The sequence below is a fragment of the Streptomyces stelliscabiei genome (genome assembly GCF_014873495.1).
Lineage (GTDB): Bacteria > Actinomycetota > Actinomycetes > Streptomycetales > Streptomycetaceae > Streptomyces > Streptomyces bottropensis.
The window spans coordinates 1,014,214-1,035,610 of sequence record NZ_JADBGF010000001.1 but is presented as its reverse complement, the minus strand read 5'-3'; the positions used below and the strand labels follow the sequence as shown (position 1 = coordinate 1,035,610).

Below are 21,397 nucleotides of genomic sequence, written 5' to 3'. Positions count from 1 at the left end.
CACCACCCGGGAGCGTCACCCGTGAGCGTAGCCACCGCCCACTCCGCATCGGCCGTACCGCCCTCCGACGAGACCCCCGCCGCGCCGGAGGCCACCGAGACGATCCCGGCGCAGGACGAGGGTTTCTGGGTAGAGCCCGTCGCGGCCGAGGGGCCGGCGTCCGAGGACGCGTCCGGTGCCGGGGTGCCGGCGCAGCCGTCCGGGGCGCGGGCGCCCGAGGAGGACACCTCCGCCGACGCCGTGGACGAGCGGGTCGCCCGTGATGCCCGGGAGTTCGGGGTGTACGCGCGCACCGGCGGCTGGGCGTTCGCGCTGAAGGTGGCGCGCAGCGTGCGGCCCGGCGGGGAGACGGCGGGGGAGACGGCGAAGGTGTCGGCGAAGCGGTTCGCCGAACTGGCCGAGTGCTCGCCGGAGCGGGTCATGCGGTACTACAAGGCGTGGGACCGGGCGGCCGACGACGGCATGGTCCCGCACTTCGAGGCGCTCGCCCCCGGCGCGGAGATCGACCTCCCCGACTCCGACGTGTGGCTGTCGTACTACAGCTCCCGTTCCAGCGCGACCTCCGACCGCGGCACCGCCATCACGGCGGCGGCCGAGGCCGAGGGCATCCGCCCGACCAAGGCGCTGGAGGTCGCCGAGAACCCCACCGCGCTGCGCGCCGCGATCCTCGCCGACCCCTCCACCGCGCAGGCGGCCCGCACCGCGCTCCTCGACCGCCTGAAGGAGGACCCCTCCCTCCAGACGGAACTGGCCCGCGACATCGCCCGCACCGACGAGCTCAAGAAGGCCGTCGCCAGCGAGACCCAGGCGGCCAGCCGTATCGGGTACGTCCGGCAGATCGTGGAGAACGGGCAGGTCAAGACCCCGGCCGGCCAGGTGATCGACGCAACCGCCGAGCTGCGCGCCGAGGCCGAGCGGCACCTGTCCCTCATCGACGAGCTGGACGACGACGAGGACACCGGCGAGTGGGCGACGGAGGCGTACGACACCGTCAAGGAACTCGTCGTCCAGACCGTCGAGGCGGACCCCGAACTGCGGGTCCAGGAGCGCCGGACGAAGTTCTACAGCAGCCTCCAGAAGGCGACGAAGGTCTTCGAGGAGCTGACCCTCGACGACGCCGTCGACCTCGACGCCATCTACGAGGACGACATGCTCCAGCGCCTGGAGGACCTCCAGCAGGCCCTCAGCACCTGCATCGCCGCCCTGCGCAAGGCATCCCCGGGCGAGTGATTCCGGAACCCGGCCCCGCCGGGTGATCAGGGCTTACGGCCCGCCGGGCCCCGAGGCCCCCTGCGCGGCGGGGGGCCTCGGGCGTGCCGCGCGGCGACTCTGCGGCCGTACCGGAAAAATGCTATTTGCCGTCCGGTGCGTGTTACGTATAACCTCCCGGGAACCCCGAGCGACCCCGAGAGGCCCCGATGAGACGCATTGCCCTGGTCACCCTCGTGGTCGACGACTACGACGAGGCCATCCGCTTCTACACCGAGGCACTCGGCTTCCGGCTCGTCGAGGACGAACCGAGACCGGGCGGGAGCCGCTGGGTCGTCGTCGAGCCGGGGAACGAGGGGCAGGGCGGCGGACTGCTGCTCGCCAAGGCCAAGGACGAGGCCCAGCGCGGCCGGATCGGCGACCAGACCGGCGGACGCGTGGGCTTCTTCCTGCACACCGACGACTTCGCCCGCGACCACGCCCGGATGCGGGCCGCCGGTGTCACGTTCCTGGAGGAACCGCGCCACGAGCCGTACGGCTCCGTCGCCGTCTTCGAGGACCTGTACGGCAACCGCTGGGACCTCCTCCAGCCCGCCGCCGACTGACCCGGGCCGCCCGAACCTGTCCCGCCGCCGACCGAGCCCCTCGGTCACCCGCCCCCGACCCACCACCGCACCACCTGCCGAGGAACGAACGCCATGACCGCGCCCCGCATCGACGCCGACACCATCCGCCGCCTCCCCAAGGTCGTCCTGCACGACCACCTCGACGGCGGTCTGCGCCCCGCCACGCTCGTGGAACTCGCCGCGCAGGTCGGTCACACCCTCCCGGAGACCGGCCCCGAGGCGCTCGCCACCTGGTTCTACGAGGCCGCCAACTCCGGTGACCTGGTGCGCTACATAGCCACCTTCGAGCACACCCTCGCCGTGCTGCAGACCCGTGAGGGACTGCTGCGCGCCGCCGAGGAGTACGTGCTCGACCTGGCCGCCGACGGTGTCGTCTACGGCGAGGTGCGCTACGCCCCCGAGCTGAACACGACGGGCGGGCTCACCATGAGCGAGGTCGTCGAGACCGTCCAGGAGGGCCTGGCCGCGGGTATGGCCAAGGCGGCGGCCCAGGGCACCCCGGTCCGCGTCGGCACGATCCTGTGCGGGATGCGCATGTTCGACCGGGTCCGCGAGGCCGCCGACCTGGCGGTGGCCTTCCGGGACGCCGGCGTCGTCGGCTTCGACATCGCGGGCGCCGAGGACGGCTTCCCGCCCGCCGACCACCTGGCCGCCTTCGAGCACCTGCGCCGCGAGAGCGTCCCCTTCACCATCCACGCCGGCGAGGCCCACGGACTGCCCAGCATCCACCAGGCCCTCCAGGTCTGCGGCGCCCAGCGCATCGGCCACGGCGTCCGCATCACCGAGGACATCGTCGACGGCAAGCTCGGCCGCCTCGCGTCCTGGGTCCGCGACCGCCGGATCGCCCTGGAGATGTGCCCCACCTCCAACCTCCAGACCGGCGCCGCCGACTCCATCGCCGGGCACCCGATCACGGCGCTGAAGGACCTCGGCTTCCGCGTCACCCTCAACACCGACAACCGTCTGGTCTCGGGCACCACCATGACCCGGGAGATGACCCTGCTCGTCGACGAGGCCGGCTGGACCCTCGACGACCTGCGCACGGTCACCGTCAACGCCCTCAAGAGCGCCTTCGTCCCGTTCGACGAGCGCAACGCCCTCATCGAGGACGTCGTCCTGCCGGGCTACGCCTCCGCCTCCTAGAGGCCTCCGAAGGTCCCCGGGCCGGTTGCTAGCGGCCCTCGCGCCGGACCAGCCCTCGTACGTACGCAGCCTGGCCGACATGCTGAAGGTCGTCGGCCAGGACACTCACCAGGCGTACGCCGAGGGTGACGGCCGGCGTCCACCGCTCGTCCACGATCCGGTCGAGGGCGTCGGCATCGACGCCGCGCACGAACTCCCCCGTCTGTTCGTGCACGGCGTCGAAGTATCCGGTGAGCAGGTCACCCGAGCCGACCCGTACCTGCGCCACCTGCGCCGGGCTGTGCCCGTAGCCCGTGTCCCGGGCCGGCAGGGCCAGCCCGAAACGCTTCTCCCAGCCCTGGGACAGCCAGACCTGCTCCCGTCCGGCGGCGTCGGCCACATGGTCGTCCTGGATCCGGGTGAGGTGCCACACCAGCCAGGCGACGGAGTTGGCGTCGGGAGCGGGCCGGGCGTGGAGGTCGGCCTGGGACAGTCCGTCCACGACGGCGTGGACCTCCTCCCTGATCCGGTCGAACGCGTCGATGAGAACGTCCTTCACATCCATACGTCCACCATCGAGCATCCGGGCCGCTCCCGCACCGCCCCCGCGGTTCACGGTGCCGTGGTCGGTGACCTTCCACCGAACGGGGACGGCGCGGGTGCGGTGATGCTCAGTAGAGCTTGTTGACCGCGGTGGTGGTCGTCTTCTTGAACGCCTTGACCGGCGCGTCCTTGAAGCCGCCCATCTGGCCCCAGTCCACGACGGTGACGGTCCGGCCGTCCCGGCCCACCGACAGCAGCCGGATGTCCATGGCCCCCCAGGACGTGACGGTGGCGACGCCGTGGACGTGGGCGCCCTCCTCGACGGGCAGCGTCCCGAGGTCCCGGTACTCGGCCTCGACGTCCGGGTCGGAGGACTCGCTGACACAGTCCCGGAAGTCCTTGTTCAGCCGGGTGGCGAGCGCCTTGGCCTTGCCGGCGCTGCCGGCGACGACCACGAGCTGCCTGGCACTGGTCTCCAGGTCCGTCCGGAAGGAGCGGTGGTTGACGTCGTAGGCCAGGAGCGCGTCGCCCAGGCAGTACCGCAGCTCCTCGGGGACGCCGTCCTCGATCGTGCCCGCCGTCCACGAGGACGAGGGGTGAGGCGGGAGCTGGGACGCCGACAGGTACTTCGGTGCGCCGCTCGCCTGCGCCGCGGCCGCCGGGAAGGCGCCGGCGGCGAGTGCGGAGCCCGCGGTGAGACCCGCGACGACGAGTGCGGTGAGCGTGTGCGCTCGGGTGCGCCTGGGCATGGGTGTCCCCCGTGAACGTGTACCTCGACGGGTACGTGGATGTGGGTGTGGTGCCCGCCGCGCCGACGACGCCGGATGGTCCGTCCGGCCCTGGTCGGTGCGACACCAGGAGCATCGGCCGTCACGGGGTGCGGGCGCAACGGCCGACGGACCATCGGCGCCCATGGAACCATCCCAGCCCTTCTGACGTGCACGTATAGGGAGTGCCTGGGATACCGCCCGGGCCGGGGAGAGCACGGGGGAACAGTGTCGGCAGCACGGGACGACGTCCAGGCGTTCGCGGCGTCGCTCACGCGTCTCAAGGAACGCACGGACCGCAGCTACGGGCAGCTCGCCCGGCGCCTCAACATGAACACCTCCACGCTGCACCGCTACTGCGCGGGCGACACCGTCCCGCTCGACTTCGCACCCGTCGAGCGCTTCGCCGTCCTGTGCGGGGCGACGGGGGAGGAGCGGCTGGAACTCCACCGGCTGTGGCTGTCGGCGATGGCGACACGGCAGCGGGTGCGGGGGGCCGGGGCGGACGCTGCCGGGGCCGGGGCGGCGGGGCCGGAGGCGGGGCGGCGGGGGGCGGCCGAGCCGGGAGCGACCGCGTCGGGAACGGCCGCGTCGGAGGTCGGCGCGCCGACGCCGGAAGCAGGCGCGCCGGTCGAGGCGGCGGGGTTGACCGAGGCCGCCGGGGGGTCGGTCGCGGCCGCGGGGCCGTCCCGAGCTGGGGGGACCGGCTCTGCCGCCGGGCCGTCCGCAGCCGGCGGGGCGTCCGAGTCCGTCCAGCCGTCCGCAGCCGACGGGGCATCCGGGCCCGTCGATGCATCAGATTCGTCCGCCCTGTCCGACCTGTCCGATCCGATCGAGCCGCCCGAACCCGCCGAACCGTCCGAGGCCGCAGAGTCGCCCGATTCCGCGCAGGCGGCCGACCCGGGACGGTCCGACACCGCCGACGCGGCGGGGCAGACGCTCCAGGACCAGGAGGGAGCCTCGCCGACTCCACCGGACGCGCTTTGCGCCCCGGCCCCCGCCCCGGCCCGCCGCCCCTGGCACCGTCGTCGGCGTACGCTCGTCAGCGGGGCCGTCGTCGCGGTGCTCCTCGTGACGCTGGGCGGCATCGCCGCCCTGCCGTCCGGGCGTCCCCCGGCGGACAGCGCCGCCCCGGGCGGCGGCCCGGCACCTGCGCGTACGACATCGGGTGCCCAGCGTCCGTCGACCGCGCCCACGAGCCCGTCCCCTTCTCCCGACGGAACCAAGAGCCCTTCCGGCACGGCCTCGCCCACCCCCGGCGAGCCCCCGAGCAGCCCCACGAAGGGCGGCGAGACCGGCAAGGCGCGGCCCCCGGCCACCGGGGTGCCGCTGACCTGGACGGCCGACTCACAGGTCTGGAACCTCGGCTGCGGGCACGACTACGTCATCGCCAAGCCGCCGAAAGAAGTTCCCCCGCCCCCGCCGCCACAGGACGCGGGTGCCTGGGCCGCGACGCAGGGGGCCGTGCACGGGCGGAACACGATCGTGGACATCACCGTGCAGGGGCGGAAGTCCGCGGCCGTCGTCCTGACGGCGTTGCGGGTGCGCGTCGTCGGACGCACCGCACCCGCCGCGGGCAACGCCTACGCGATGGACCAGGGCTGCGGAGGCCGGGTCAGCCCCCGGTACTTCGACGTCGACCTGGACAAGAACCGGCCGATCGCCCGCCCGGTCGACGGCGCCGACCTGGACATCCCGCTGCCCGCCGTGCGGTTTCCGTACAGCGTGTCCGCCGATGACCCGGAGGTCCTGATGGTCAGTGCCGAGACGGAGACCTGCGACTGCCAGTGGTACCTGGAGCTGGAGTGGTCCTCCGAGGGCCGTACCGGCACGGTCCGGATCGACGACGGCGGCCGGCCGTTCCGCACGACCGCGATCAAGGGGCTGCCGCGCTACACGTACGCCACCGAGAACCACCGGTGGGTGCCCCTCACGGACTGATCCGGGCACAGTCGACCGGCGGGTCCAGCAGTTCCAGCAGGGCCCGCGCCGCCGGACTCGTGGCCTGCGGGGGCGGCAGCAGGGCCACCGTCTCGTACACGCTCTCGCCGGTGCCCTTGACGGGGAGGGCGACGAGCGAGTCGCGTTTGTGGCGGAAGTGGCGCGGGACGACGGCGACGCCGAGGTTCTCGTCGACGAGGTCCAGGAGGCTGTGCACGTCGTTGACCTCCAGGGCGACGGACCGGCGGACACCCGCGGCGGCGAACACCGCGTCGGTGGCGCGGCGCGGGCCCCAGTCCGGGTGGAAGTCGACGAAGACCTCGCCGCCCAGCTCCTCGGGGCTCACGGCGGCGCCGACGGCCGCGAGGCGGTGACCGGGATGGCACAGGACGGTCATCGGCTCGCTGGACAGCGGGACGACTCGCAGCTGGTCGGTGTCCTCCTGCGCCGTCCGCACGGCGAACGCCAGATCCAGGCGTCCGCTCGCCACCTCCTCGGCGAGCGCGCCCGAGCCCGCCTGCCGCAGGCAGATCTCCACGTCCGGGTGCAGCCGCCGGAAGGAGGCGAGCAGCCCCGCCACATGCAGCCCGGCCACACACTGTTCCGACCCGAGCGCGAGCATGCCCCGCAGGACGCCCTGCACGGCCGCCACCGCCTCACGGGCCGACCGCACCTGTGCCAGAATCCGCTCCGCCTCGGTCAGCAGCGCCCGCCCGGCCGGGGTGAGCGTCACCCGGCGGGTCGTCCGGACGAACAGCGGCGTCTGCAGCTCGCGCTCCAGTGACCGTACGGAGGCGGACAGACCCGACTGGGAGACCAGCAGCCGCTCGGCGGCCCGGGTGAAGTGCTCCTCCTCGGCCACCGCGACGAAATGCTGGAGGTGACGCAGTTCCATGACTGAGAAGCGTAGACGCTGAATCCCATCGGATTCTTCTGTTGGACCAATGCCCCCAGGTCGCGAAAGAGTGGGCCCCGGTTCTCAGGGACTCCGCTCCCACCGTGCCGACCTCTGGAGTCGCGTTGTACACCGCACACCCCGACCGCTACGCGGACATGCCCTACCGGCGCACCGGACGCAGCGGTCTGAAACTTCCCGCGCTGTCGCTCGGCCTGTGGCACAACTTCGGCCCCGACCGATCCGTGGAGACCCAGCGCGCGATCCTGCGCCGCGCCTTCGACCTGGGCGTCACCCACTTCGACCTGGCCAACAACTACGGCCCGCCGCCCGGCTCCGCCGAGTCCGCCCTCGGCGAGGCCCTGCGGTCCGACTTCGCGCCGTACCGCGACGAACTGGTCATCTCCACCAAGGCGGGCTATCTGATGTGGCCCGGCCCGTACGGCGAGTGGGGCTCCCGCAAGTACGTGCTCTCCTCGCTGGACCAGAGCCTGAAGCGCATGGGCCTGGACTACGTCGACATCTTCTACTCGCACCGCCCCGACCCGGAGACTCCGCTGGAGGAGACGATGGGCGCGCTGCACACGGCGGTCCAGCAGGGCAAGGCGCTGTACGTCGGCGTCTCGAACTACTCGGCCGAGCAGACCCGGGAGGCCGCCCGCATCCTGGGCGAGCTGGGCACCCCGCTCCTCATCCACCAGCCCCGCTACTCGATGCTCGACCGGCGCCCGGAGAGCGAGGGCCTGCTCGACGCCCTCGACGAGCTCCAGGTCGGCTCCATCGTCTTCTCCCCGCTGGAACAGGGCCTGCTCACCTCCCGCTACCTCGACGGCATCCCGGAGGACTCGCGCGCCGCGAGCGACAGCCCGTTCCTGCGGTCGGACGCCGTCACCGAGGACCTGGTGGGCAGGCTCCGCGCCCTGGACGAGGTCGCCACGTCCCGCGGCCAGACGCTGGCGCAGCTCGCCCTGGCCTGGACGCTGCGCGACGGCCGGGTCACCTCCGCCCTCGTCGGCGCGAGCAGCGCCCGGCAGATCGAGGACAGCGTCGGAGCCATCGCCAACCTCGGCTTCGAGGCGGACGAACTGGCCCGTATCGACGCGATCATCGAGGGCAAGGGCTGACCTCGATGGTGCCGCGGACCTTCACCGGGCCGCGCGTACCGAAGAAGGCGGCGGACCGGGGCCGTACGGGGTAGGTCCAGCCGCCTTCGGCGGGGCACTTGCGCAGCCCCGCAGCTTGGGGGCTACGACGCCGATCGCCGGGACTACGCCGCCGGCACCCGGTCCAGGAAGCCGTACACGCTCCGGATGCGGTCCTGCGCGTCGAGCGTGATCACGTCGAACCCGGCGACCGGCGCCCCGCCGCCCGCCTCGTCCACCAGCTCCCAGGCGAAGCGGGCGGTGCCGTGGTGGCCGTCCACGGCCGTGGTCAGGCGGAAGGCGAGGCCGGGGAACTGTTTGCGGGCCGCCGTGATCAGGGCGGCGATCTCCTCGTGGCCGCGCACGTCGGCCAGCGGATCGGTGTAGCCGCCGTCGGCGGCCCAGGCGGCGGTGACCGCCCGTGCCCGCTCCTCCTCGCCGTCCGCGTTCCAGGCCTCGAAGTAGCGGGCGACGGCGGTCTCGTAGCGGTCCGGGCTCTCCTGATTCGCGGGCATGATCGTTGAACCCTTTCTCGGGGATCTGCGTAGGAAACGGTGACCGGATCCGCGGCCGCATGCGGCCTCCTCGTGATCCGGCACCGCACACGATGCCCGGACGTGCCGCAGGCGTCGATTACCTCGGAGGTCATCCCGAGGAAGGCCCGGTCGGAGGGCCCAGCGCATCGTTTCGGCCACGCGCGCGCTCGCATATGCCAAGAGACTGGCCGAATTGGCATGGTGACAGAGTGTCAGCCGTGGCGATACTCGACTGACAGGGCGATTGAGTCATGAACGAACGCGCACCCGTGCGCGTGCATCGCGTCACTGTGCGTGACTCTCGGGTCGCCGGACGTCGGCAAATCTGTGAGGCGGGAGCAAGTCCGCGCGGCGAGCGAGGTCGGGCGGAACGGCATGCGATCGGGGGAGCGAAGCGTGCACGACGAATTCCTGTGCCATGTCACCGCGTACGGGTGGTGCGGCGGCCAGCGTGTCGGCGTGCCCCTCGGAACCTACCGCGCCCCCACGTTGGCGCTGGCCCTGTGGTGGATGCGCGACCGCGCGTTATGGATCGCCGAACGCCTCGACCCGCGCCCCGAGAACCCGAACTTCCCCCCGAACGCGGTCGTTCCGGTCGCCGACACCGTGCCGGACGTACCGGCCCTGCTGCGTGCCTGGTCCACCGACGAAGCGCAACAGGACCTGGTGGCCGACGAGTTGGCGGCCGGGAACCTGGTCCGGATCGCGACCAACGACGACACCACGGAGTACGAACTGCTCGCGGAGTCCGTCGACGCCGTGCGCATGCAGCGCATCGCCCAGCGCATCGCCGCTCCCGCCGCCTGACCCCGGGACCGTCCGGCGGTCACGCCCCGGAGTCGAGGTTCACCGCCGTCACCCGGCCTCGCCGCGGCGGCCGGGCGCATATCCGGGTGAATCGGTAGAATTCTCTGCATGGCAGAGCGGTCCATCGCACCGACCGCGCCCGAACTCGTGCTGGAAACCGAGTCGGGCTCCACGGTGATGACCCCGAACCACGCGTACCACGTGGGACGCGACCCGCTCAGCGACGTCGTCCTCGACGACGACCGGGTCTCGTGGCACCACGCGGTGCTGCGGGCCGAGGCCGGTCACTGGACGATCGAGGACGAGCACAGCACCAACGGCACGTACGCCGACGGCCACCGCGTCCGCGAGTGGGACGTCGGCCCCGGGACCGTCATCCACTTCGGGAGCCTGCCCGACGGCCCCCGAGCGGTCCTCACCGGTCTCGCCCCCGAGCGCCCCTCCGGCATCTTCCGACCCGCCTCCACCGGCACCTTCCGCCGGCCCACCAGCATCCGCCCACTGCCCGAGCGGACCGTCCGCATCGGCCGTGCCTCCGACAACGACCTGGTCGTCGACGACCTCATCGTCTCCCGCCGGCACGCGGAGTTGCGGGCGCGGCCGGAGGGCACGTACGAGATCGTCGACGTCGGCAGCCACAACGGCACGTTTCTCAACGGCGCGCCCGTCGACCGGGCCCCGGTCACCCCCGGTGACATCGTCGGCATCGGGCACTCCGCGTTCTGCCTGGTCGGCGACCAACTGCAGGAGTACGTCGACACCGGCGAGGTCTCCCTCGACGTCCAGGAACTCACCGTGGCCGTCGACCGCGGCCGCAAGACGCTCCTGGACAAGGTCTCGTTTCCGGTCGGCGAGAAATGCCTCCTGGCCGTCGTCGGCCCCAGCGGCGCCGGCAAGTCCACGCTCCTGAACGCCCTGACCGGGCAGCGCCCGGCCGACAGCGGCACGGTCCTCTACGACGGCCGCGACCTCTACCGCGACTACGCCGAACTGCGCCAGCGCATCGGCCTGGTCCCGCAGGACGACATCCTGCACGCACAGCTGACCGTCCGCAGGGCCCTGTCCTACGCCGCCGAACTCCGCTTCCCGCAGGACACCGCGAAGGCCGAGCGACAGGCCCGGGTCGACGAGGTGATCCGCGAACTGGGCCTCGAACAACGCGCCGGCCAGCCCATCCACAGCCTCTCCGGCGGCCAGCGCAAACGGGTCAGCGTCGCCCTGGAACTGCTGACCAAGCCCTCCCTGCTGTTCCTCGACGAACCGACCTCCGGCCTGGACCCGGGCATGGACCGCTCGGTGATGCACATGCTGCGCGGCCTCGCCGACGACGGCCGCACGGTCATCGTCGTCACCCACAGCGTCCTCAGCCTCGACGTCTGCGACCGGCTCCTCGTCCTCGCGCCCGGCGGCAAGGTCGCCTACTACGGCCCGCCGGACGACACCCTCGCCTTCTTCGGGTTCGAACAGTGGCCGGAGGCCTTCGAGGCCTTCGAACGCGACCAGGAGCGGGACTGGGCGGGGGAGTACCGGGACTCGCCCTTCCAGCGCCAGTACGTCACCACCTCCATGGGCCGGCCGTATCTGCCCGACGACCCCGAGCCGGTCGCCGTGGCACCACCGCCCAAACCGCAGAGCTGGGGCGCCCAACTGGGCACGCTGGTACGCCGGTACGCGGCCGCGCTCGGCGCCGACCGCACCTTCCTCGCCATCATGATCGCGCTGCCGTTCGTGATGGGCGCGATGGCCAGGGCACTCGCGGGGAGCACGCTGGACCGGGAGACCGCCATGAACGCGCTGCTCATCCTGTGTGTGGGCGGGGTGCTGACGGGTGCGGCGAACGCCGTGCGCGAACTGGTCAAGGAACGGGTGATCTACCGGCGTGAACGGGCCGTCGGTCTGTCCAGATCCGCGTACCTGATGTCCAAGGTCGTCGTCCTCGGCACGATCACCGTCCTGCAGGCGGTCGTCCTCACCCTGGTCGCCCTGCTCGGCGTCGACCTCAACGCCCCCGGCGGCGAAGGGGTGCTGATGCCGCCCCTGGTCGAGATCACGGTCGCCGTGGCGCTGCTGGCCTTCACCGCGATGATGCTCGGCCTGGTGGTCTCCGCGCTGGTGCGCAAGGAGGAGGTCACCATGCCGCTGCTGGTGCTCCTCGCCATCGTCCAGGTCGTGTTCTGCGGCGCGCTGCTGGACGTCAACGGCACGATCGTCCTCGAACAGCTGGCGTGGCTGGTGCCGTCGCGGTGGGCGTTCGCCGCGATGGCCGGCACGATCGACCTCGAACGGATCGTCCCCGACACGACGGACCCGCTGTTCGCACACTCGGCGGGCGTGTGGTTGCTCGACATGGGGATGCTCGTCGTCCTGTCGCTGCTCTGCGGCTGGCTCGTCGCCCGGCTGCTGCGCCGCCGTGAACCCGCGGTGATGCGGAAGTAGCCGCGATGACGACCCCCGGTTTCCTTCCCACCCATGTCGTCCCGCCGGGCGGACTGCCCGCCTGGGAACTCCCCGATCCCTCCCGCCCCACCGCGGCCCTCGACGCGCTGCTGCCCGTCCAGCTGCTGGAGCGGCGCGGTGACTGGGGTCACGCCCTGTGCGCCAACGGCTGGTCCGCCTGGATCGACGCCCGTCTGCTCGTCGCCGTACCCCAGGACCCGCCGGCGGCCGGCGCGGACGCCGCCCGCACCGCCGACCCGCGTCCGCTGCTGGCCCGGGCCGAGGAGGCCCTGTCGCGCTACCGGACCGAGGCGGAGGCGCTCGCCGCGGGACATCGCGACGGGGAGGCCTTCCGCGACCGTACGAAGGGGCTGCGGATCGGTGTGGTCGTCGACGGCGAGTCGCTGTGGCTGTTCGACGCCGCGCACGAGCGGTGGGTGTACTGCGACGGGACCCGGCTGAGCACCTTCGCCGTGGGCGACACCCCGCATACGACGCCGGCCGCCCCGCATCCCCCGCCCACCGCCGCTCCCGCCCCCGAGGCGACGCGCGTCGTCGCGGAACCCGGTCCCGGGCCGGCGCGGGACCGCGCGACCGACCGGCCGCACGATCACGAACCCACCCGGCTGGTCCCGCCGGTGACCCGCGATGAGTGAGACACAGCCGTACGCGGGGCGCCCCTCCGAGCTGGTCGGACGGCAGATCGCCGGCTACCGCATCGAACGCGAGATCGGCCGGGGCGGTATGGCCGTCGTCTACCAGGCGCTGGACCTGCGCCTGGAACGGACGGTCGCGCTGAAGCTGCTCGCCCCGGAACTGGCCCGCAACGACACCTTCCGGCGCCGTTTCACACACGAGTCACGGGTGGCCGCGGCGATCGACCACCCGCACATCGTGCCGGTCTTCGAGGCGGGCGAGACGGACGGGGTCCTCTACATCGCCATGCGGTACGTCGCGGGCAGCGATCTGCGGCATCTGCTGGACCGGGAGGGCCCGTTGCCGGTCACGACCGCCACCCGGATCGCGGCCCAGGTCGCCTCCGCGCTCGACGCGGCGCACGATCACGGGCTGGTGCACCGGGACGTGAAGCCCGGCAACATCCTGGTCGCGCAGGGCACCGACAGCGATCATCCCGAGCACGTCTACCTCACCGACTTCGGTCTGACGAAGAAGTCCCTGTCCCTGACCGGGTTCACCAGCGTCGGCCAGTTCGTGGGCACCCTGGACTACGTGGCCCCGGAGCAGATCTCAGGCAAGCCCGTCGACGGCCGCTGCGACGTCTACAGCCTCGCCTGCGTCGTCCACGAGACGCTCTCCGGCCGGCCGCCGTTCCAACGGGACGACGACATGGCCCTGTTGTGGGCCCACCAGTACGACGAGCCGCCCCCGCTGACCGCCGGACGCCCCGATCTGCCGCCGGCCGTGGACGGGGTGCTGGCGACGGCGCTGGCCAAGTCCCCGGACGACCGCTACGACTCCTGTCTGTCCTTCGTGGCCGCGCTCCGGGCCGCCGACGCCGCACACGGCTTCCCGGCGGGGCACGCGCCGACCCGGTCGGTCGCGCCGAAGGCCTCCGGGCCGCCCGAGGCCCCGCCACGACCGCCGCCGTGGGCCGCGCCCGTCTTCATCCGCTCCGGCCGGTACCCCGGCTGAGGTCGAGACGCTCGACGAGGGCCACGTTCTCCCGGTCGTCGGCGTCCTGTCCGGCCTCGGCGGCGAACCAGGCGTCGAGGATCTCCCTCAGCAGCGGTTCGGAGGTCAGCCGCAGCCCGATCGCCAGGACGTTGGCGTCGTTCCAGCGCCGGGCACCGTCGGCCGTGTAGGCGTCCGCGCACAGGGCCGCCCGTATCCCGGGCACCTTGTTCGCGGCGATGGACGCGCCGGTGCCCGTCCAGCAGCACACGACGGCCTGGTCCGCCCTCCCGGCGGCGACATCGCGCGCCGCCGCCTCCGAGCAGGCCGCCCACCTGGCGTCGTCCCCCACGCGCAGCGCGCCGTGGGTCAGCACCTCATGGCCCCGGTCGCGCAACTCCGTGAGAAGGAGGCGGGCGACGGGCTCGTCCATGTCCGAGGAGACGGAGATCCGCATGCCCCCGAGGCTACCCGGCCCCGGCCCCCGGCTCCGGGCGCGGCCATGCCTTTCCGTGCAGCCGCTCGATGCTGGTGTCGAACCGCTGGAGGTTGTCGGCGAATCCGGCGATGTCCTCCTCGAACCAGCCCTCCGGCACCAGGGCGAGGCTGCGGACGTTGCCCTCACGCTCCTCGTCCAGCCGTCGGCTCGATCGGCCCCGGCTGGGAGTACTACCTGGACATGCTCACGGCCGCACGCCGGGGCGGGCCCCGGCCCGACTTCGAGGACTGCTACCCGGCGCAGAAGGCGTACTACGAGTCCCTGGCCCGAGACGGCGTCGGCATCATCGGCCCCGCTGCTCCAGCGGCCGGACGGTGATCGACCACGGGCCGTCGGAGCGGGCGTGGATGAGGCAGGGGCCGGCCAGGGGGGCCTCGCCGTGCCAGGGGCCCACGTGGTTGGCCAGTTCGTCGAGGAAGGCGCTGCCGTCCGGTTCGAAGGTGTCGACGAGGAAGTAGCCGCCGTCCTCGGACCGCGGATCGCCCTCGTACCGGAGGGTGGCGATCCCCGGGCCGCCGGTGTGGCGCAGTACGTCCGAGGCGGGACGCACGGTGTGGCCCTCGCAGGGGAGCGCGCTCGACACCGGCCTCACGTCGACCGTCCACGGTCCGTCCGCCTGGATCCGCAGCGCCCGCACCGGCCGGTCGTCGGCGTTCACCAGGGCACGGCACGAGAAGGGCCCGTCGGTGTAGACGAGTTGGCTCTGGGAGTGCAGCCGCCCGTCCAGCGCGTCCACGACGAAGTGCCCGGCCCCCGTGTGCGTGATGTCGAGGATGACCGGACCCTTCCCGGTGGTCAGCTGGGTGACCTGATCACCCTCGCCGCCGATCCGCTGGATCGGCGGGCCGCCCGCGGTGAGCAGCGGGGGTGCCTGCCGAGGGGGTTCGTCGCTCTTGCCGGGCCCGGCCAACGGCGGTGCCACGACTGCCTGTTGTGCGGCGCGCTCGCGCTGGAACCACTTCATCTCGCGCCCCCTGACGACGTCTGCGCACAGTATTGGGCGTCCGACTCTCCGCGTATACAACTTCGGTGACTTCCCGTGCGGCCTGGGGGCTCCGACCACGGATGGCGTGGGACCTGGGGGCTCGGTGGGGGAAATCCGGGTGCGCTCGTGTCCGCACTGAGGCCACCCTTGCCCGGTGTCCGAGCTGCGGTGGGATGACGTGAAGGGCTTCTTCGACCTTGAGTGGGAGGGGTACCTGCCGGACGTGTGGGTCACGGGAACCACGGTCCAGGACTGGCAGACGGTGCTTGATCTGATCGTTTCGAGTGGCTGGCGGAGTGAGTACTCCGAAGGCGGGGGGATCATGCCGATGCCGCGGGCCGAAGAGATGTTCTCGCGGCCCGCTGATGGCGAGTGCGCGGATCTGTGGGTCTGGCCGGTGCCGGATGTCCTGGCGATCTTCCGGTTGGAGTCGGCCGACGAGATCGGTTTCGACGTGGACCTGCGGGAGTTGCGGGGGCAAGAACGGCTGGAACTCCTGAGCGGACTTCTCCGCGCGATCGGGCGCCGACTGGGCAAGCCGGTGGTGCTGGTGTCCGAGGGCGACCGAGACCAGGGGCATCCGGTCCTTGGGTTCGACGTCGCGTCAGACCGAGTGGTGTTGCTGGCGGAACCGCGGATCGGCTGACGCGTTGCGGGCGCGGGCGCGGGCGCGGGCGCGGGCGAGTCCGAGTCCGAGTCCGAGTCCGAGAGCCGGACACGGCGACCGGGGCTCGACCTGCCCCGAGCACGCCACGCCGACGCAGTCGTACGGGTCGGCGGCGACGGCGCAGCCGACCCTCGAACCGGCTGTCCGTCAGCGGCCGCCGTTTGTTCTTCCCCGAAGCGATGGGCCGCGATCCCGCAGCCCAAGCCCCCTCACCCCGTCAGGACGTGTCCTCACCCTCGACGAACGTCCGCACCACCTCGATCTCCCCGATGCGTGACACCTCCACCCGGCGCGGATCGTCGCCCAGCACCACGAGGTCGGCCCGCTTGCCGGGGGCGAGGGTGCCGGCGTCGCTCTCCCCCTGGCAGGCGCGTGCCGCCTCGATCGTGTACGCGCGCAGAGCCTCCTCGACGGTGACCGCCTCGTCCGCGCCGATGAGGCGGCCGGACTCCGAGGCCCGCTCCACCATGAACCGGACCGCCCGCAGCGGGGCACCGTCCGCGACCGGGGGCCGTCCGCGACCGGGCGGTCCGAGCTGCCGACGACCCGGACGCCGTGGTCGAGGAAGACCCGGCCCCGGTGCAGCCAGCCGGCCCGGTCCTCGCCCATGGTCGTGGCGTAGTCGTCGCCGTAGTGGCGCAGGAAGTTCGGCTGGATGACGACGATGAACTGGCGTGCTGAGTAAGCAAGTTGGCGCGTCAATCGGATGGCGCCCCCGGCCTCGGACAAGCTCGGTCAGGTCTCGAAGACGTCTCGGGGCTGGTCACGGGAAGGCAAATGTAGTTAGCCTTACCTAAGTTTCTTGTACTTCTTCTGTGTAGGTGAAACCGGTCCGGAGGGGCACGTGAGGAAGGCGGACCCGCCGGGACGGAACGTCCTGTGGCGTGCGGTCGGCGGACAGCGTCGGGATGTCCTGGTGGGCGCGGTCCTCGGGATGGGCCACCAGACGGGCGAGGCCCTGGTGCCGGTGCTCATCGGACTGGCCATCGAGCGCGGAGTCGTGGACGGTGACGTCCCCGGACTGCTGTTGTGGCTCGCCGTTCTCGCCGTCGTGTATGTCGGACTCTCCTTCAGCTTCCGCTTCAGCGCGAGGGCGGGTGAGCGCGCCGCCGTCACGGCCGCCCACCACCTCAGGACCGAACTCGTCGGCCGCGTCCTGGCCCCCGAGGGCGGTGCCGAGGAGGGGCGGCTGCCGGGCGAGCTGACGAACATCGCCACCGAGGACGCCAAACGGGTCGGTGCCGTCGCGATGGCCCTCATCGTCGCCTTCGCCGCCACCGCGGGTCTCGTGGTCGGAGCGGTCGCGCTGCTGCGGGTCTCCCTCGCCCTGGGCCTGCTCGTCCTCCTCGGCACCCCGCTGCTGCTGTGGCTGGGACACCTGCTGAGCAAGCCCCTGGAACGGCGCAGCGAGACCGAACAGGAACGTGCCGCGCAGGCCTCCGGCGTCGCCGCCGACCTGGTGGCCGGACTGCGCGTCCTCAAGGGCATCGGAGCCGAGCGGGCGGCTGTCAGCCGTTACCGGCGCGTCAGCCAGGACTCCCTCGCCGCGACCCTGCGCGCCGCCCGCGCCGAGGCCTGGCAGAACGGTGTCGTCACCATCCTCACCGGCGCCTTCATCGCCCTGGTCGCCCTCGTCGGCGGACGCCTCGCCGCCCGCGGTGACATCGGCCTCGGCGAACTCGTCTCCTCCGTCGGGCTCGCCCTGTTCCTCGTCGGCCCGCTCGGCGAGTTCGCCTGGGTCAACGCCGAACTGGCCCAGGGCCGCGCCTCCGCCGCCCGGATCGCGGAGGTGCTCGAAGCCCCCGGTGACGTGTCCGACGCCCCCTCAGCCGACGGCCTCCCCGCGGACGGCGTCGAGGGACGGCTGACGCTGCGCGCCCTCACGTACGGCACCCTGCGCGCCCTCGACCTCGACATCGCCCCCGGCGAGATGGTCGGCATCGCCACCACCGACCCCGCCGACGCCGCCGCCCTGCTCCGCGTCCTCGGCCGCCGCGTCGACCCCGCCGAGGGCGCCGTGGAACTCGACGGCACGCCACTGACCGCGCTGGGCCTGGCCGACGTACGCGCGGCGATCCTCGTCGCCGAGCACGACGCGGACCTGTTCGAGGGGACGGTCCTCGACAACGTCACGGCGGCGGTCGGCGCCCCCGCGCAGGCCGTACCGGCGACGGGTCCATCGGCGCGCGCCACCGCCGACTCACCCCGCGTCACCGCCGTGATGGTGGCCTCCGGCACCGACGAGGTCGTCCGCGCGCTGCCCCACGGCGTGGACACGCCCGTCACCGCACGCGGCCGTTCGCTCTCCGGCGGCCAGCGTCAGCGCGTGGCCCTGGCCCGCGCCCTGGCCGCCGACGCGCCCGTCCTCGTCGTGCACGAGCCCGCGACCGCCGTCGACGCCGTCACCGAGTCCCGGATCGCCGCCGGGATCAGGGACGTCCGCGGCGCACGCACCACGCTCCTGGTGACCAACAGCCCGGCCCTGCTCGCCGTCACCGACCGCGCGGTCCTCCTCCGCGACGGCCGGGTCACCGCGACCGGCGACCACGAGCGCCTCGTCCACGAGTGCGCCGACTACCGTACGGCGGTACTCACATGACCGAGCCATCCGACGCCGTCGAAGCCGCTCCCCGCGACGACGACCGCACCGGACCCGCACTGCTGCCCGTCGCCACACCCGCCCGCACCCGCGCCGCCGTCGCCGAACTGCTGCGCCCGCAACGGCGACTGGCACTGTCCGCCTTCACCGTCATGGTCGCCTCCACCGCCGTCGGCCTGCTCGTCCAGCCCCTGCTGGGCCGGATCGTCGACCTGGCCGCCGACCGCGGGTCCGCCGACGCCATCACGGTCACGGCCGTTCTCCTGGTGGCCGTCGCCGTGGTCCAGGGCGTCACCGCCGGGTTCGGGCTGTCGCAGATCGCCCGGCTGGGCGAGACGACCCTGGCCCGGCTGCGCGAACGCTTCGTCGAACGGGCCCTCGCCCTCCCGCTGGAGCGCGTCGAGAAGGCCGGCGCCGGCGACCTGACCGCCCGGGTCACCGCAGACGTCTCCCTCATCGCCGACGCCGTCCGCAACGCGCTGCCCGCGCTGAGCAGTTCCCTGCTCACCATCGTCCTCACCCTCGGCGCCATGGCCCTGCTCGACTGGCGGTTCCTGCTGGCCGCGCTGCTCGCGGTCCCCGTCCAGGCGGCCACCGCACGCTGGTACGTCAGCCGCGCCATCCCGCTCTACGCCGAGCAGCGGGTGGCCGCCGGTGCCCAGCAGCAGCAGATGCTGGACACCATCGGGGGCAGCTCCACCGTGCGGGCGTTCCGGCTCGGCAGGGAGCACACCGAGCGGGTCACCGAACGCTCCTGGTCCGTGGTGGCGCTGACGATGCGGGGCGTACGGCTCGTCCTCGGCTTCTACAGCCGGCTGCACATCGCCGAGTACATCGGTCTCGCCGCCGTCCTGGTCACCGGCTACTGGCTGGTCCGCGACGGCTCGGCCGGCATCGGTACCGCGACCGCCGCAGCCCTGTACTTCCACAACCTCTTCGGCCCCGTCAACGCGGCCCTGGCCCTCCTCGACGACGCCCAGTCGGCCACGGCGGGCCTCGCCCGGCTCGTCGGCGTCACCGACGAGCCCGTACCCCCGGCGCCGGCGCACACCGTGCGGACCGGCGGCGCCGACGTCACCGTCCGGGGTCTCGGCCATGCCTACCGGCCCGGCCATCCCGTCCTGCACGACATCGACCTGACCATCCGGCACGGCGAACGCGTGGCCCTCGTCGGTGCCAGCGGAGCCGGCAAGACCACCCTGGCCAAGCTCGTCGCGGGCATCCAGCCCCCCACCACCGGCAGCGTCCTGGTGGGCGGCGTCCCACCCACCGAACTCGGCTCCGCCGCCTCCCGCACCATCGCCCTGATCACCCAGGAGACCCATGTCTTCGCGGGCCCCCTCGCCGACGACCTGCGGCTCGCCAAGCCCGACGCCGGCGACGACGAACTGCGTGCCGCCCTCGACCGGGTCGACGCCCTCGCCTGGGCCGAGGCCCTGCCCGACGGGCTCGCCACGGTCGTCGGCGACGGCGGCCACCGGCTCAGCGGCGAACGGACCCAGGCCCTCGCCCTGGCCCGGCTGATCCTCGCCGACCCGCCCCTGGTGATCCTCGACGAGGCCACCGCCGAGGCGGGCAGCGCCGGCGCGCGCACGCTGGAGAAGGCGGTCGCCCGCGCGGTGGACGGCCGGACCGCGCTGATCGTCGCCCACCGCCTCAGCCAGGCCGCCACCGCCGACCGCGTCGTCGTCATGGAGGCCGGCCGGGTGGTCGAGAGCGGCACCCACGACGAACTGCACGCCGCGCGCGGCCCCTACGCCGCCCTCTGGTCGGCCTGGTCCGACGCCCGCGACACCGGCCCCCGGCCGGCCTCCGAGACCCCCACACGTACCGCTCCGCAGAACCCCGAACCGAAGGACCTCTGATGTTCCGCTCCCGCAGAGCGCCACGGCTCGCCGTCGTGCTCGCCTCCGCCACCCTGCTCCTCGCCACCGCGTGCGGTGGCGGCGATTCGGACTCCGACACCTCGGGCGCCGGCGCGGAGGCGAGCACGTCCTCCGGCGGGTCCGCCTTCCCGGTCTCCATCGACCACAAGTACGGCAGTACGACCATCGAGGCCGAGCCCGAGCGGATCGTCACCGTCGGCCTCACCGACCAGGACGCGGTCCTCGCCCTCGGCAAGGTCCCCGTCGGCACCACCGAGTGGCTCGGCGGCTACAAGGGCGCCATCGGCCCCTGGGCCGAGGACAAGCTGGGCTCCGCGAAGGCCCCGACCGTCCTCAAGGACACGGGCACCGGCCCGCAGGTGGAGAAGATCGCCGCCCTCAAGCCCGACCTGATCCTCGCGGTGTACGGCGGACTCACCAAGGACCAGTACGAGTCGCTGTCCAAGTTCGCGCCCGTGGTCGCCCAGCCGAAGGCGTACAACGACTACGGCGTGCCGTGGCAGGAGCAGACCGAGACGATCGGCAGGGCGCTCGGCAAGGAGAAGGAGGCCACCGAGGCGGTCGCCGACACCGAGGCGAAGATCAAGGCCGCCGCCGACAAGTACCCGGCGTTCAAGGGCGCGACGGCCGTCATGGCCACCCCGTACGAGGGCATGTTCGTCTTCGGCAGCGAGGACGCCCGCTCACGGCTCCTGACCGGCCTCGGCTTCTCCCTGCCGGCCGACCTGGACAAGGCGATCGGCGACCGGTTCGGGGCGAACATCAGCAAGGAGCGCACCGACCTGCTGGACCAGGACGTCATCGTGTGGATCGTCGGCGACCCGGCCAAGGACGCCGCGAAGCTGCACAAGGACGCCTCGTACAAGGACCTGGGGGTCGTGAAGGAGGGCCGCGAGGTCTTCGTGAACGAGAGCAGCGACTACGGCAACGCCACGTCCTTCGTCTCCGTCCTCAGCCTGCCCTACGTGGTCGAGCGGCTGGCCCCGCAGCTGGCGGCGGCCGTCGACGGCAAGACGGACACCGAGGTGGAGCAGCCCGCGTCCTGACGCGGCAGAAGGTACGGGAAGGGGGGCCGGTCACCGACCGGCCCCCCTTCCCGTGTCCC

General features: G+C 72.8%; 22 protein-coding genes and 1 pseudogene. 14 read left to right on the top strand and 9 right to left on the bottom strand.

The window, feature by feature from the left end; translation table 11 throughout:
* The first annotated feature begins 21 nt into the window (after positions 1–21).
* The 3 genes from H4687_RS04525 (at position 22) to H4687_RS04515 (ending at position 2,978) form a co-directional block, all read left to right on the top strand.
* The gene (locus H4687_RS04525) at positions 22–1,230 is read left to right on the top strand and encodes a hypothetical protein (RefSeq protein ID WP_046916771.1); all 1,209 of its coding nucleotides are present in this window, start codon (positions 22–24) and stop codon (positions 1,228–1,230) included.
* Positions 1,231–1,418: 188 nt separating this feature from the next.
* Positions 1,419–1,814 carry a VOC family protein gene (locus tag H4687_RS04520; RefSeq protein WP_046916770.1) on the top strand — a complete coding sequence of 132 codons (396 nt, stop codon included), beginning with the start codon at positions 1,419–1,421 and terminating at the stop codon, positions 1,812–1,814.
* Positions 1,815–1,907: 93 nt separating this feature from the next.
* Positions 1,908–2,978: an adenosine deaminase gene (locus H4687_RS04515; protein WP_050398554.1), complete on the top strand. Its 1,071-nt coding sequence runs from the start codon at positions 1,908–1,910 to the stop codon at positions 2,976–2,978.
* Positions 2,979–3,006: 28 nt separating this feature from the next.
* Here the strand turns inward: H4687_RS04515 and H4687_RS04510 are convergent, their stop codons facing one another.
* Together H4687_RS04510 and H4687_RS04505 are read right to left on the bottom strand one after the other, a co-directional pair.
* Positions 3,007–3,522, bottom strand: coding sequence for a mycothiol transferase (locus tag H4687_RS04510; protein WP_046920157.1), 516 nt, complete (start codon positions 3,520–3,522; stop codon positions 3,007–3,009).
* 106 nt (positions 3,523–3,628) lie between these two features.
* Positions 3,629–4,249 (bottom strand): hypothetical protein, encoded by a 621-nt coding sequence (locus tag H4687_RS04505; protein WP_050398555.1) that lies wholly within the window; start codon positions 4,247–4,249, stop codon positions 3,629–3,631.
* Between the two features lie 246 nt (positions 4,250–4,495).
* Here H4687_RS04505 and H4687_RS04500 point away from each other — a divergent pair, with 246 nt between their 5' ends.
* Entirely contained in the window at positions 4,496–6,208 is a 1,713-nt protein-coding gene (locus H4687_RS04500; RefSeq protein WP_192781648.1) for a helix-turn-helix domain-containing protein, read from the top strand.
* Here H4687_RS04500 and H4687_RS04495 read toward each other — a convergent pair.
* On the bottom strand, positions 6,198–7,103 hold the full coding sequence (locus H4687_RS04495) for a LysR family transcriptional regulator (protein ID WP_046919425.1): 906 nt from the start codon (positions 7,101–7,103) through the stop codon (positions 6,198–6,200). The two genes, H4687_RS04500 and H4687_RS04495, sit on opposite strands and share 11 nt — an antisense overlap.
* Positions 7,104–7,228: 125 nt before the next feature.
* On the opposite strand from H4687_RS04495, the gene mgrA reads away from it, so the two are divergent.
* Positions 7,229–8,227 carry an L-glyceraldehyde 3-phosphate reductase gene (gene mgrA / locus H4687_RS04490; RefSeq protein ID WP_046919424.1) on the top strand — a complete coding sequence of 333 codons (999 nt, stop codon included), beginning with the start codon at positions 7,229–7,231 and terminating at the stop codon, positions 8,225–8,227.
* On the opposite strand, the pseudogene H4687_RS46195 reads toward mgrA, so the two are convergent.
* Together H4687_RS46195 and H4687_RS04485 are read right to left on the bottom strand one after the other, a co-directional pair.
* A pseudogene (locus H4687_RS46195) lies at positions 8,220–8,333 on the bottom strand (DUF1905 domain-containing protein); the annotation flags it as partial. The gene mgrA and the pseudogene H4687_RS46195 overlap by 8 nt on opposite strands.
* A gap of 37 nt (positions 8,334–8,370) precedes the next feature.
* A complete protein-coding gene (locus H4687_RS04485) occupies positions 8,371–8,760 on the bottom strand; it encodes a nuclear transport factor 2 family protein (protein ID WP_046919423.1) in 390 nt (129 codons plus the stop codon).
* 417 nt (positions 8,761–9,177) lie between these two features.
* Here H4687_RS04485 and H4687_RS04480 point away from each other — a divergent pair, with 417 nt between their 5' ends.
* From H4687_RS04480 to H4687_RS04465, 4 genes are all read left to right on the top strand, one after another.
* Complete coding sequence (locus H4687_RS04480; protein ID WP_046919422.1) at positions 9,178–9,588, top strand: hypothetical protein; 411 nt, start codon at positions 9,178–9,180, stop codon at positions 9,586–9,588.
* A 108-nt stretch (positions 9,589–9,696) separates the two neighbouring features.
* Complete coding sequence (locus tag H4687_RS04475; protein WP_050398556.1) at positions 9,697–12,024, top strand: FHA domain-containing protein; 2,328 nt, start codon at positions 9,697–9,699, stop codon at positions 12,022–12,024.
* 5 nt (positions 12,025–12,029) lie between these two features.
* Positions 12,030–12,680, top strand: a complete 651-nt coding sequence (locus tag H4687_RS04470) for a hypothetical protein (RefSeq protein ID WP_050398557.1) — start codon at positions 12,030–12,032, stop codon at positions 12,678–12,680.
* Positions 12,673–13,677, top strand: a complete 1,005-nt coding sequence (locus H4687_RS04465; RefSeq protein ID WP_046914593.1) for a serine/threonine-protein kinase — start codon at positions 12,673–12,675, stop codon at positions 13,675–13,677. Before H4687_RS04470 ends, H4687_RS04465 begins: the two co-directional genes overlap by 8 nt.
* On the opposite strand, the gene H4687_RS04460 is transcribed toward H4687_RS04465, so the two are convergent.
* Complete coding sequence (locus tag H4687_RS04460) at positions 13,649–14,113, bottom strand: RpiB/LacA/LacB family sugar-phosphate isomerase (RefSeq protein ID WP_046914594.1); 465 nt, start codon at positions 14,111–14,113, stop codon at positions 13,649–13,651. The two genes, H4687_RS04465 and H4687_RS04460, sit on opposite strands and share 29 nt — an antisense overlap.
* 10 nt (positions 14,114–14,123) lie before the next feature.
* Complete coding sequence (locus H4687_RS47415; RefSeq protein ID WP_264086497.1) at positions 14,124–14,252, bottom strand: hypothetical protein; 129 nt, start codon at positions 14,250–14,252, stop codon at positions 14,124–14,126.
* A gap of 83 nt (positions 14,253–14,335) precedes the next feature.
* Here H4687_RS47415 and H4687_RS04450 point away from each other — a divergent pair, with 83 nt between their 5' ends.
* Positions 14,336–14,473, top strand: coding sequence for a hypothetical protein (locus tag H4687_RS04450; RefSeq protein WP_225966599.1), 138 nt, complete (start codon positions 14,336–14,338; stop codon positions 14,471–14,473).
* On the opposite strand, the gene H4687_RS04445 is transcribed toward H4687_RS04450, so the two are convergent.
* Positions 14,439–15,119 (bottom strand): hypothetical protein, encoded by a 681-nt coding sequence (locus tag H4687_RS04445; RefSeq protein WP_046914595.1) that lies wholly within the window; start codon positions 15,117–15,119, stop codon positions 14,439–14,441. The genes H4687_RS04450 and H4687_RS04445 overlap by 35 nt on opposite strands.
* Before the next feature lie 175 nt (positions 15,120–15,294).
* Between H4687_RS04445 and H4687_RS04440 the strand changes: the two genes are divergently transcribed.
* Positions 15,295–15,786: a hypothetical protein gene (locus H4687_RS04440; RefSeq protein ID WP_046914596.1), complete on the top strand. Its 492-nt coding sequence runs from the start codon at positions 15,295–15,297 to the stop codon at positions 15,784–15,786.
* A gap of 238 nt (positions 15,787–16,024) precedes the next feature.
* Here the strand turns inward: H4687_RS04440 and H4687_RS48410 are convergent, their stop codons facing one another.
* Positions 16,025–16,276 carry an amidohydrolase family protein gene (locus tag H4687_RS48410; RefSeq protein WP_046914597.1) on the bottom strand — a complete coding sequence of 84 codons (252 nt, stop codon included), beginning with the start codon at positions 16,274–16,276 and terminating at the stop codon, positions 16,025–16,027.
* Between the two features lie 375 nt (positions 16,277–16,651).
* Between H4687_RS48410 and H4687_RS04430 the strand changes: the two genes are divergently transcribed.
* Genes H4687_RS04430 through H4687_RS04420 form a run of 3 tightly spaced genes read left to right on the top strand, consistent with a single transcriptional unit; the run spans position 16,652 to position 21,338 of the window.
* Positions 16,652–18,406, top strand: coding sequence for an ABC transporter transmembrane domain-containing protein (locus H4687_RS04430; protein WP_046914598.1), 1,755 nt, complete (start codon positions 16,652–16,654; stop codon positions 18,404–18,406).
* Complete coding sequence (locus tag H4687_RS04425) at positions 18,403–20,271, top strand: ABC transporter ATP-binding protein (RefSeq protein WP_046914599.1); 1,869 nt, start codon at positions 18,403–18,405, stop codon at positions 20,269–20,271. The genes H4687_RS04430 and H4687_RS04425 overlap by 4 nt, the downstream gene beginning before the upstream one ends.
* On the top strand, positions 20,271–21,338 hold the full coding sequence (locus tag H4687_RS04420; RefSeq protein ID WP_046914600.1) for an iron-siderophore ABC transporter substrate-binding protein: 1,068 nt from the start codon (positions 20,271–20,273) through the stop codon (positions 21,336–21,338). Before H4687_RS04425 ends, H4687_RS04420 begins: the two co-directional genes overlap by 1 nt.
* Positions 21,339–21,397 lie beyond the last annotated feature (59 nt).

Bases quoted from the DNA above. Each gene is read 5' to 3' on its own strand.
- H4687_RS04520 (WP_046916770.1), top strand. From the start codon at position 1,419: ATGAGACGCATTGCCCTGGTCACCCTCGTGGTCGACGACTACGACGAG.
- H4687_RS04515 (WP_050398554.1), top strand. From the start codon at position 1,908: ATGACCGCGCCCCGCATCGACGCCGACACCATCCGCCGCCTCCCCAAG.
- H4687_RS04510 (WP_046920157.1), bottom strand. From the start codon at position 3,522: ATGGATGTGAAGGACGTTCTCATCGACGCGTTCGACCGGATCAGGGAG.
- H4687_RS04505 (WP_050398555.1), bottom strand. From the start codon at position 4,249: ATGCCCAGGCGCACCCGAGCGCACACGCTCACCGCACTCGTCGTCGCG.
- H4687_RS04495 (WP_046919425.1), bottom strand. From the start codon at position 7,103: ATGGAACTGCGTCACCTCCAGCATTTCGTCGCGGTGGCCGAGGAGGAG.
- H4687_RS04485 (WP_046919423.1), bottom strand. From the start codon at position 8,760: ATGCCCGCGAATCAGGAGAGCCCGGACCGCTACGAGACCGCCGTCGCC.
- H4687_RS04475 (WP_050398556.1), top strand. From the start codon at position 9,697: ATGGCAGAGCGGTCCATCGCACCGACCGCGCCCGAACTCGTGCTGGAA.
- H4687_RS04470 (WP_050398557.1), top strand. From the start codon at position 12,030: ATGACGACCCCCGGTTTCCTTCCCACCCATGTCGTCCCGCCGGGCGGA.
- H4687_RS04465 (WP_046914593.1), top strand. From the start codon at position 12,673: ATGAGTGAGACACAGCCGTACGCGGGGCGCCCCTCCGAGCTGGTCGGA.
- H4687_RS04460 (WP_046914594.1), bottom strand. From the start codon at position 14,113: ATGCGGATCTCCGTCTCCTCGGACATGGACGAGCCCGTCGCCCGCCTC.
- H4687_RS04450 (WP_225966599.1), top strand. From the start codon at position 14,336: ATGCTCACGGCCGCACGCCGGGGCGGGCCCCGGCCCGACTTCGAGGAC.
- H4687_RS04445 (WP_046914595.1), bottom strand. From the start codon at position 15,119: ATGAAGTGGTTCCAGCGCGAGCGCGCCGCACAACAGGCAGTCGTGGCA.
- H4687_RS48410 (WP_046914597.1), bottom strand. From the start codon at position 16,276: ATGGTGGAGCGGGCCTCGGAGTCCGGCCGCCTCATCGGCGCGGACGAG.
- H4687_RS04425 (WP_046914599.1), top strand. From the start codon at position 18,403: ATGACCGAGCCATCCGACGCCGTCGAAGCCGCTCCCCGCGACGACGAC.
- H4687_RS04420 (WP_046914600.1), top strand. From the start codon at position 20,271: ATGTTCCGCTCCCGCAGAGCGCCACGGCTCGCCGTCGTGCTCGCCTCC.